Here is a 10728-nt window from a genome sequence, read left to right as displayed (position 1 = left end):
ACTTCCTGCACCATTTTTTGAAACACTCGTCCCAGTTGTCCTATTTCATCGGTACGTTTTGCGATTTGGTTTAAGCGATCGCGTTCCCTTCTAACTTCGGTCAAGCTAACTTTGTCTAAAGTAATTGTTTGCAATTTGGTTCATGGATTGACCTTGGCAATGAATAATTTGATTATTACTATTATCTCTAGACAAGGATATAGATATTTTTTATTCTTTGCTTATAAATAATAATTAAATTCCTTTCTATGAAGATAAATATTATATATGTAATATTTATTGGTCACAAAAATTAAGTGAATATTAAATTATTAGTTGAAAAATATAAAAGTATTGTATGACAAGCAATCTAACGAATTCAGGGACGCGCAGACTACAAGTATTACCAAGCTTGTAAGATTCAATGAATTAAGCATGAATGTAGATTCATTATGTGTAAAAATACATGATTGCAAACAAAATCATCTATTTAAAAAAAGATTAGCTTGCTCACAACTTCCTCACAATCTTCGTCTAAATTAAAAGCATAGAGAACATTCGTTCGAGGGTTTCCATGTTTTATCTAAGATGAGTTAATTAAATTATTGAAGATATTAGATTAACTCATATATGACTCAACTGCATTGCAGTAGAAACCCGAGTAAATATATTAAGAGGAAACAAATTATGCAACTTCAAGACAGAAACGAACTGGAAAACAACCATCTTATTGATGTAAACAACCTTCCTACCTTTTCGATGTCGGAAACAACAACGAAGTTGAATAAGCCGATTTTAAAAAAAGGAGATACGGGAGAAGCAGTTGAAGAACTACAAAAACTGCTGAGATATTGGGATATTTACTACGATGTTATAGACGGTATCTTCAGCGAATATGTTGAATGGTCTGTCAAAGCATATCAACATCGTGTTTTCCTTGAAGAAGATGGTATTGTGGGTTCGCTAACCTGGAAAGCACTTTACAGCGGAGCTCCTCCGGTTCCACCTATACCTGTTCTTAGTCGTGGTAGTACTGGCAAATATGTAAGAATGGTTCAAAAAACCTTATCATTGCACGGTTACTATAGCTTTGATATAGACGGTGATTTTGGTGCAATCACAGAAGTAGCAGTGAGAAAATTCCAATTAGACATGGCTTTAACTCAAGATGGGGTTGTAGGGCCTCGGACTTGGCACGCTCTGAGTAAGCTATATCATTAGAAATATTCTGCCTAACTGTGAACGTTAGCAAATGCTTGGATAATACAGACTGATACATCAAATTTAAACAATTATCCAGGCATATGAACCTTCTTATTACCGAAAGCAATCGTTATTCTTCAAGAGAGTAACGGTTGCTTTTTAGCTGTAAACCAATATGATTTTAAATTGCGGGGAAGTGAGATTAATTCTCTGCATAATTCAATTTACGAGAATTATTAAATTTAATTAATTTCCTTTTCAGCTTTAGCCAACAGAAAAAAGCTGGTTTTTCTATATTTTACTTGTGGATTTTTATCTTTTACAAGTACCATAAAACACCTTCTTTTTTATATGCTTCTCCCAGATTTCGATAAATGGATGTATCCAGAAGTATCTAAAGACTGCGGTTTTTGCGGCTTATTGTGTAAATTTATAAGTTTGCGATCAAATATGATTTCCGGCTCAATTACAGAATATTGAGTTGTATCTAACTCATTATCTCTATATTTTTAGTTATAAATTACAAACTTGGGGAAGTTGTAAAGAAGTAAATATTAATACATTATGCTTAATAGATTTAATACTTCGGTTAAGATGATACTCATAACTGCTTGAATAAAGTAGAATATTAAAATGACACAAGTTCTTCACATTTAGTTTCTAAGATGAAATTAGAGAAATTACTTTAATAACCCACTCATCATCAGTTTATGATGAAGTTTTTTTAACAGCCAGGAAGTGAATTATGCTATCAACAATTGAAACATACAACATCGAAACCATCAAAGATGAAATAAGAGAACTGGTTGACAGAGGAAAACTTTGTCGCAACGAACCAATTTATCATGTCTGTAGATTTATCTCTCCTCGCGAATGGATCTGTTTTGAATGCGAGTTAGAAAGGAATGATTATTTATCTAGAGATTGGATTATCGACCTTTTAGGAGATGAGGAATGGGTTGAAGACTAAGGGATGAGCTTTGATATTAGCTACCGGATTGAATTATAGCTTCATTCAATCCGTCAAACTTTTTGCAGATCGGGGCTTAAGTATCACTTTACAGCACTTATTGTCTGCGATCGCTGATTTCTTCGCTAGCTGATAAGCTGATGTGCAGCTAAATTATATAATGCGAAAAAATGAAAGCATTGTAGTGCGGTAGCGCAGCGTGTCCGTAAGGACATGCATCTTGCTCGCTAGTATACAAATTAAGTGCGTAACAGCTTAATACTGATTGTTAGTGTCGGAAACTTCTAATTTTTTCGCTCATCCACGGCGAAGCTAAAACGCCTCCAAAACCGAACACAGTTAATATTAAAAAAACTATTCCACCAAATATTTGGAATAAGACTGATTGCTCCCATAGCTACAATTCCTATTAGCAATTACGGTATAGAATAACGTCGATTTCTTAAGATTTTTTCACCGAGAAAAAGGCTAATTGCATTTATTCCTATTAGTTTAACTAACCCTATTATCAAAGCAGCTATAGGAATTAAAATACTTCCTATCAGGCTTCCACCAGTAAGAATTATTAACAGAAGAAATGCGATAAACCCTCCAAATCCCCAACCTATGCTTTTAGTTGGCTGTTGATTAATAGTTTCTGCAATACTTTGGAGAAATCTGGGTAGTAACAACATTAAAACGATGCCGATAATACCAACTGCTAACATAAATAGGGCGTAAAAAGTGGCATTAATTAGATAAATCCGCCCTAAGAGTCCCCAAAAACCCCAACGTCTTGAAATTTAGGCAGTATTGCATCTAGACTTTGATGAATGGTTAATTGGGATATGAGTTACGTTGCAAGATTTTGTTGATATCGCTCAATTAAAACGTAACTTGTAGGGAACACGCAATCTTATCTTTGTTTATTCTACGGGAAATATACTTTCAGTGCCAAAACCGGACTTTCTGTTGGCGATCGCGCTAGTAAGTGAGAATAAAATTTAAAAATCCAACCATAAAGACAGCTTTACAGGAACTTTAATCGTTATATAATCAATTATAGTTGACAAAACTTATCGTTAAGTAGAGTATATTGTGAAGCTATAGATAAAAATCTGATAGAAGTTAGTTCTGCGTTATTGAAGCAAATATTAAGTTTTTTTCACGCAGAGAAAACTGCAACGGTAGTTAAACTAACTTTTGTTGATGCCTCTATGCTGATATCAACGAGCTTTTTGGCGTTATGAGGTACTGCTTCATGCAGAGGTCTTATGCGTGATGGCTTGATGACTTAACTGGAAATAGCTAATAATTTTACTGGAGAAAAAATTAAAAAATGCGACAAAAATTATTGTTAACGGGGTTGATTGCTTTTTTAGCTATTTGTACTGGGTGTGAAGCAGTTAGTAATAAGCCCAAAACTCTCGTTGTATATTCCGGTAGAAGCAACAAGCTGGTTTCCCCCTTAATTGAACAAGCCCAAAAAGACCTAAAAATGGATATTGAGGTGCGTTACGGTGAAACATCTGAACTTGCGATCGCGCTTTTGGAGGAAGGTGAAAATAGTAAAGCGGATGTGTTTTTTGGGCAAGATGCGGGAGCTTTGGGAGCTTTGGAACAGAAACAAATTACTTTACCCATTGCTTCAGAAGTACTTAACGAAGTAGATTCTCGGTTCCATTCACCTACGGGAAATTGGGTAGGAGCTTCCGGACGCGCTCGTGTAGTTGACTACAATACAAAACTAGTTAAGCAAAGCGAGTTGCCGAAAACAGTTTGGGAATTAACCCAGCCAAAATGGCGCGGAAAAGTTGCTTGGGCCCCTACAAACGGTTCCTTTCAGTCATTTGTGACCGCGATGCGAGTTGTAGAAGGTGAAGAAAAGACAGTCTTATGGTTGAAAGCGATGAAAGCCAACGATGTCAAAAAATACGGAAACAATGTGGCAATAGTTAAAGCTTTAGGACGGGGTGAAGTGCAACTGGGATTAGTAAATCATTATTATCTACCCCGTTTTACAAAAGACGAACCGAACTTCCCCGTCGCTCATCACTTTACTAATGGAGATGTAGGGGCAATGATTAACGTTGCAGGACTCGCAATTCTCAAAAGCACCGACCAAAAAGAAGATGCTCAAGCATTTATCAAATATATGCTGAGTCCCACAGCGCAGAAATATTTTGCTACCGAAACTAACGAATATCCTTTGGTAAAAGGAGTAGAAGCATCAAGTGGATTAGTACCTTTAAGTAAACTCAATCCTCCAAAAATTGACTTATCCAAACTGTCAAGTTTAGACGAAACCTTAAAGTTACTGCAAAAAGCACAAGTCCTTTAATTTTGGATTTTAGATTACCCTGCGGGAAGACGCTTCCGCGTCAATAGATTTTGGATTAGAGAGTTAGGAATTAGGAGTTAGGAATTAATTATTGGTAATTGGTAATTGTCCCCCCATCCCCTTGTCCCCTTGTCCCCCCATCCCCTTGTCCCCCCATCCCCTTGTCCCCCCCTCTCCCCATCCCCCCATCCCCTTATACGGAGTATCAAAAAGTGTCAAAGGCGATTCGTCCTCCATTATTTCTGACAATAGCGGCAGTTGTGGTAGCGATCGCGATTACCTTACCGTTGTTTTATCTGGTGTTTCGTGCAGCTTATGTTGGTAGTGAGGAGTTGCGGCAATTATTCACTCGGCAGCAAAATCTGATAATTTTGTTCAATAGTGTTGTCTTGATGTTGACTGTAGCCTTCTTTTCTGCACTAATTTCAGTACCTTTGGCATTTTTGACGGTGCGAACCGATTTACCAAAACGGCGTTTTTGGTTGGTATTAACTACATTACCTTTAGCTGTTCCTAGTTATGTCGGCAGTTTTGCGTTAATTGCGGCTTTTGCTCCAAGAGGTAGTTTTGTGCAACTTCTACTCGCACCTTTGGGTATAGAAGAATTACCATCTATTTATGGTTGGTTTGGTGCTATTTTTGCATTGACTTTGTTTACTTATCCCTATATGTTGTTAAGTTTGCGATCGGCTTTGCAGGGTTTAGATCCATCTTTGGAAGAAGCCGCTCGCAGTATGGGTTATAACAGCAGAGAAACTTTTATAATGGTAGTGTTACCGCAACTGTATCCATCATTGATTACCGGGGGGTTATTAGTAGCATTATATGCCTTGCGAGACTTTGGCACTCCTTCCTTAATGCAGTTTGATGCCTTTACACAGGCGATTTTTGTCCAATACAAAGCCAGCTTTAACCGCGATGCAGCGGCAGCTTTATCTTTGATGTTGGTAACTATAGTCATGTTTATCTTGTGGCTAGAATACCGAATGCGTTCCCGTGCTGGTTACTACACTCGCGGTTCTGCATCATTTCGTCCGGCACAACCGATTAAATTAGGGGTATGGAAGTTACCAGCCCTAGCTTTTTGCGCGTTAATTAGTTTTTTCGGTGTGGTACTACCCCTAATTACCATTTCATTTTGGTTGATTCAGGGTTTGCTAACCGACTATACATTTATCGATTTACTACAACCAACTTTGAATTCAATTACCGTAGCAGGTTTAGCAGCAATTATTACAACTTTATTTGCCTTACCAATTGCCATTTTATCAGTACGCTTCCCCTCCAAAATTATTGCTTTAGTTGAGCGTTCTACATACATTTGTTTTGGAGTACCAGGAATTGTTGTTGCTCTATCGTTGGTATTTTTTGGTGCTAACTATTTACCTTTTTTATATCAAACTTTACCAATGCTAATTTTTGCTTATTTAATATTATTTTTGCAGCAATCAGTTGGAACTGTACGTACTTCCTTATTACAGGTAAATCCTCAAGTAGAAGAAGCAGCGCGTAGTTTAGGGAAATCATCCTGGCAGACTTTAAAACAAGTCACCTTACCGTTAGTAACTCCCGGTATTTTAAGCGGAACAATATTAGTTTTTATTACCGTAATGAAAGAATTACCCGCGACTATGCTGCTATCACCAATAGGTTTTGATACTTTAGCAGTAGAAATTTGGAAAGCCACAGAAAACGTTGATTTTGCAGATGCCGCAGCAGCTTCATTAATGATATTAGCAGTATCGATGGCTTCAACATTTATTGTGTTATCTCAAGAAAAAGCTAATTGAAAAGTATAAATTATCAATTGCATTTGCTGAACAAATCACTTCAACCGATCGCAATTTTATTTAACTCTTAAGTAAGTTGGCACAAAATGTAAATAAGGCTTTTCAAAAATATACTTGCGCGTCAACAAAGCCTTACCCCTACTCCCTTGTCCCAATTATAATTTTCAAGTCCGAACTGCTTAACCCTTTCAATCTAAATTCTAAAATCGATTTACTCATGCAACCAGAAATTCTCGACTTACAAAATATAACCAAATCATTTACAGAAAGTAAAATTCCGGCGGTAAATAATATTTCTTTCACATTACAACAAGGAGATATCCTCGCATTATTAGGTCCATCAGGTTGTGGTAAAACAACATTACTGCGAATAATTGGTGGTTTTGAATATCCGCAAACCGGAGAAATTAAAATTGCCGATCGCAAAGTTTGCTGTCCTATGACTTGGATACCACCAGAAAAACGTGATATTGGCATTGTCTTTCAAGATTACGCCCTTTTTCCCCATCTAACCGTAGCCCAAAATGTTGGTTTCGGATTGAAATTAGATAAACATCAAACAAAAAAAAGAGTTGCCGACGTTTTAAACTTAGTAAGACTAGAAACATTAGAACAACGTTATCCTTACGAACTTTCCGGAGGACAGCAGCAAAGAGTTGCTTTAGCTCGTGCTTTAGCACCCCAACCAAAACTGATGCTTTTGGACGAACCACTCTGTAATCTTGATATTCAAGTTAGATTACAACTGCGAGAAGAAATCCGAGATATCCTTAAACGTGCTGGAACTTCGGCGATTTTTATTACCCACGACCAAGAAGAAGCCCTTGCGATCGCAGATGTGGTTGGAGTGATGCGTCAGGGACATTTGGAACAAATTGGTACCCCAGAAGAAGTCTACAGCCATCCTGCATCCCGCTTTGTCGCAGAATTTGTGACTCAAGCTAACTTTTTACCTGCTCGTCGTCAAGGTAATATTTGGCAAACAGAAATTGGCGATTTTGAAATAGATAGTAAACGCGATCGCGACACGGGAGAAATCATGATTCGTCAAGAAGACTTAATTTTAAACCCAGATACAAATGCGAAAGTAAAGATTACCAAACGACGATTTTTAGGACGAGAATACCGCTATTGTTTGGAAACTGCTTCCGGTAGAGAAATTCATGCGAGAACAATGACCGATACAGTATTACCTGAAGGAATATCTGTAAAAATATCAATAGTAGATAATGCCGTAAAAGTTTTTTCGGAGTAATTAAATACGGTAAATCATCGCTGATTTTATCTCAATTAAATGCGATCGGACGGGCAGGGATACCCACCCCATAACGCTTTAAGTATTATCACTACGTCATATTGTTAATTGAGAGATACACATTAGATCCGCTACTAGTCCTCTTTAGAGGACTTTGGCTATGAGACTGGGACTTACAGTCCCAGACGGATAAAAATTCCTTGTTCCATCAACCACCAATTTGTGACATGGTACGACCATAAACACCATCTGTTCCCATATCTCGCTCTTTAAAATTAATTTCTTCTTTGAGTAACAGCAAATTTCTGACTTGCTCTTTTAATCGATCGCAATCAACTCCATTACGTAAAGCATCTTTTAAATTAATCTCCCCAGTTTCATTTAATAAGCAAGGACGCAACCAACCATCAGCAGATAAACGAATGCGGTTGCATTTATCACAAAAACATTCTGACATTTGCGAGATAAATCCTAAAGTACCTTTAGCACCGGGAATCTTGAAAACATCAGCCGGACCATTCCCTTTAATACTGGATTCAATTAAACCAAACTTTTGCGATATATTTTGACGTAATTCTGCTGAAGGAATCCAAGCACATTCATCAAATAGTTTATTATTACCAATTGGCATAAATTCAATAAAACGAACGTGCCAATTACGTTCAATAGTTAAAGCAGCTAAATCGAGTATTTCCGAATCATTCAGACCTCGAAGAATCACTACATTCAACTTTAAAGGATTGAAACCAACCTCATAAGCTGTTTGAATTCCTTGCCAAGTTTGCTGCCAACGCGATTTTCCCCCATTACCAATCATTTTGTCAAAAATTTCTGGATTAAGCGAATCAAGGCTAATATTAATTCGTCGCAAACCAGCATCAAAAAGTGGTGAGGCTAACTTATCTAACAAAAAACCATTCGTTGTCATTGCTAGATCGCTACATTGAGGTAGTGCTGCAACTTCTCGAACAAAATCAATTATCCCCGGACGTAATAATGGTTCCCCTCCGGTAAGACGAAATTTAGTAAATCCTAACGGGATAAATACTTCTTTTAGTAAAGTTAATAACTCTTCGTAACTCAGTAATTGCTGTTGTAAGATATAATCAAGTTTTGTACCTTCTGGTACGCAATAATGACAGCGGAAGTTACAGCGGTCGATTAAACTTATACGCAGATAATCTATTTTATTCATATATATATTTGATCAATTATGGTTCTTCAGTTCCTTTTTCTAAGATTAGCGTAAGTTGTGCGAAAAAGAAGCTGCTAAGGGAAGAGAATATAGAAGAAATAATATGGATCAAATAACATACAAAATTCCCTCTCCTAAAATCAGAAGAGGGTAAAAGGTAAGCTTGAGGCTAAATTATAGTAACAGCAATAAAAAAGATTATCGATAATAAAAATTATAATCGTTCAACATAGCGGTAATTTTAAGACGTATTGAATGATATGAATACTCAACATACTTATTTGCCTTTTTCACGATCTTTTTCAAAACAGAATGACCAGGATTTTCGATTTTATTCTGAACTGCAAAATATTTTAGCTTATCCTTTGAACTTGCTTGTCCTTTGGAAATCCTAATTTTTTCTATTCGATCATCAAAAAAGTCAACCCCTTCCATGACATCGTGTCTCACTTCAAAATTAGCTTTAGTTGCTGCTAACCCCATTGCATAAGCAGGATGTTTATGAAGTCCATTTACTTCAGCATAAAGGGCTATTTTTTCCCAATTTTTCAAAAATTCTTGTTCTTTTCCAGAATCCCTAGTCACAACAAATAAAAACTCATTTATCCATGTAACTTTTTCAGTTTCTATATCAACACCCAACTTTTCAGCCATTTTTTTGAAAAACTCAAACTTCTTTACCGCAGTTACAGATGGTGGATTGGTTTTATTAATTCTTTCTTGAAAATGCTTGATCATACTGGTGCAGCTTCTAGCTGTGATTCCTGGAAGCCATTCTTGCTGGGGTATGGGAGCGCAAATTCGCACATCTGAATCAATGTACATACAAGATTGAAACATTGATAGTGCTTTTTGAATCGCAAATCTGCGTTCGTGGTAATATAGCACTCCCTGTCTTTTATGTGCAAATACCAAGACATTACTGTAGTTTTGAAAATCTTGTGGTTTATCTGTATAAATTATAAAAGGAATTTCCGGGGCATATTTTGCTAAATCACCAATTAAGTTTTTTGCTAAAGAACGATATGTTTTACCAGCAACATAAGTACAAATACAAAAATTTTGTTCTAAATTCATAATTTAATAATTATCCTTAAATATTAAGAAGTTGTTTTAAATCCACCGAATGCACCAATTACAATTATTAACTAGTTCCCAGACTCCGGCTGGGAACCCATGAATTGAGGCTCTGACTCAAGTACACTAATAGGCAGAGCCTCTTGATATGTATTCCCCCCGCTGTGCCTGGAAACAAGAATTTTTTCATACAATTTATTTGTACTGACGGGACGGTGGACTAGTTCCCAGACTCCGGCTGGGAACCCATGAATTGAGGCTCTGCCTCAAGTACACAGCCTAGTAGGCAGATCCTCTACAATTGTATTCCCCCCGCTGTGCCTGGGAACAAGGAATAGAGATATATTGATGCAAAAACAACTATAGTAATTTAAATAATTTTGACATAAATTATATACAATATGGCTACTGTATTTTTACGTATTTTTTAAAATTGTCAATTAACAGATATAAATAAAATATTCGCCGCTCAGAAATTACTTTCGATTAAAAAGCAACCTGCAAACGACGAACAGCTAAATCAAAACTGATGATTTCTAACTAAAAGAATCTAAATCTAAAGATTTAAATCCTCGACTTTCTGCGTAAGTCATCATGCTTCCCAATTGCAGACCAGTTAATATGCAGGTGAGAAGAGTAATTGGTAAACCTACTGCACAAGCTAACCAATTCGGAAAACCAAATATTGCTAAACCCGAACAAAGGAATAAACCAATTCCCGCTGTAATTCCCACGAATGGGATGATTAATTGTTTACTTGAGAAACGAGGAGCGCTAGCTTCAGCGCCGTTTTTCTGCCATGTTTGTGTAATTAATTTCAGAGTTCCGGCTAATGCTGTACCAGAAGTGACGGCAATAAAAAAGCCGATAGCTAACACTAAGTAGGGCGGTTGTGTGGGAAAATAATACATGGAATTTCCTGATATTTATTGATATGGC

At 36.7% G+C, this 10728-nt stretch carries 9 protein-coding genes; 5 read left to right on the top strand and 4 right to left on the bottom strand.

Annotated elements, in window-relative coordinates:
• Positions 1-666 precede the first annotated feature (666 nt).
• Both VB797_RS04140 and VB797_RS04135 read left to right on the top strand, forming a co-directional pair.
• On the top strand, positions 667-1200 hold the full coding sequence (locus tag VB797_RS04140) for a peptidoglycan-binding protein (RefSeq protein ID WP_323236365.1): 534 nt from the start codon (positions 667-669) through the stop codon (positions 1198-1200).
• Positions 1201-1927: 727 nt separating this feature from the next.
• The gene (locus VB797_RS04135; protein ID WP_323236364.1) at positions 1928-2152 is read left to right on the top strand and encodes a DUF4327 family protein; all 225 of its coding nucleotides are present in this window, start codon (positions 1928-1930) and stop codon (positions 2150-2152) included.
• A 416-nt stretch (positions 2153-2568) separates the two neighbouring features.
• Here the strand turns inward: VB797_RS04135 and VB797_RS04130 are convergent, their stop codons facing one another.
• A complete protein-coding gene (locus VB797_RS04130; protein WP_323236363.1) occupies positions 2569-2859 on the bottom strand; it encodes a hypothetical protein in 291 nt (96 codons plus the stop codon).
• 611 nt (positions 2860-3470) lie between these two features.
• Between VB797_RS04130 and VB797_RS04125 the strand changes: the two genes are divergently transcribed.
• From VB797_RS04125 to VB797_RS04115, 3 genes are all read left to right on the top strand, one after another.
• Positions 3471-4472, top strand: a complete 1002-nt coding sequence (locus VB797_RS04125; RefSeq protein ID WP_323236362.1) for an iron ABC transporter substrate-binding protein — start codon at positions 3471-3473, stop codon at positions 4470-4472.
• A gap of 212 nt (positions 4473-4684) precedes the next feature.
• Positions 4685-6262, top strand: coding sequence for an iron ABC transporter permease (locus VB797_RS04120; protein WP_323236361.1), 1578 nt, complete (start codon positions 4685-4687; stop codon positions 6260-6262).
• Between the two features lie 217 nt (positions 6263-6479).
• A complete protein-coding gene (locus tag VB797_RS04115; RefSeq protein WP_323236360.1) occupies positions 6480-7517 on the top strand; it encodes an ABC transporter ATP-binding protein in 1038 nt (345 codons plus the stop codon).
• 208 nt (positions 7518-7725) lie between these two features.
• Here the strand turns inward: VB797_RS04115 and moaA are convergent, their stop codons facing one another.
• The 3 genes from moaA to VB797_RS04100 all read right to left on the bottom strand — a co-directional run bounded on the left by moaA (position 7726) and on the right by VB797_RS04100 (position 10700).
• Positions 7726-8712, bottom strand: a complete 987-nt coding sequence (gene moaA / locus VB797_RS04110) for a GTP 3',8-cyclase MoaA (RefSeq protein WP_323236359.1) — start codon at positions 8710-8712, stop codon at positions 7726-7728.
• A 198-nt stretch (positions 8713-8910) separates the two neighbouring features.
• Positions 8911-9789, bottom strand: coding sequence for a hypothetical protein (locus tag VB797_RS04105; protein ID WP_323236358.1), 879 nt, complete (start codon positions 9787-9789; stop codon positions 8911-8913).
• A gap of 536 nt (positions 9790-10325) precedes the next feature.
• A complete protein-coding gene (locus tag VB797_RS04100; RefSeq protein ID WP_323236356.1) occupies positions 10326-10700 on the bottom strand; it encodes a hypothetical protein in 375 nt (124 codons plus the stop codon).
• Positions 10701-10728: the final 28 nt, after the last annotated feature.

The sequence above is a fragment of the Rivularia sp. UHCC 0363 genome (assembly GCF_034931125.1).
Lineage (GTDB): Bacteria > Cyanobacteriota > Cyanobacteriia > Cyanobacteriales > Nostocaceae > Rivularia.
The sequence above is the reverse complement of the archived record's forward strand: the minus strand, read 5'-3'. Positions and strand labels throughout refer to the sequence as shown.

Bases quoted from the DNA above. Each gene is read 5' to 3' on its own strand.
- VB797_RS04140 (WP_323236365.1), top strand. From the start codon at position 667: ATGCAACTTCAAGACAGAAACGAACTGGAAAACAACCATCTTATTGAT.
- VB797_RS04135 (WP_323236364.1), top strand. From the start codon at position 1,928: ATGCTATCAACAATTGAAACATACAACATCGAAACCATCAAAGATGAA.
- VB797_RS04130 (WP_323236363.1), bottom strand. From the start codon at position 2,859: ATGTTAGCAGTTGGTATTATCGGCATCGTTTTAATGTTGTTACTACCC.
- VB797_RS04125 (WP_323236362.1), top strand. From the start codon at position 3,471: ATGCGACAAAAATTATTGTTAACGGGGTTGATTGCTTTTTTAGCTATT.
- VB797_RS04115 (WP_323236360.1), top strand. From the start codon at position 6,480: ATGCAACCAGAAATTCTCGACTTACAAAATATAACCAAATCATTTACA.
- moaA (WP_323236359.1), bottom strand. From the start codon at position 8,712: ATGAATAAAATAGATTATCTGCGTATAAGTTTAATCGACCGCTGTAAC.
- VB797_RS04105 (WP_323236358.1), bottom strand. From the start codon at position 9,789: ATGAATTTAGAACAAAATTTTTGTATTTGTACTTATGTTGCTGGTAAA.
- VB797_RS04100 (WP_323236356.1), bottom strand. From the start codon at position 10,700: ATGTATTATTTTCCCACACAACCGCCCTACTTAGTGTTAGCTATCGGC.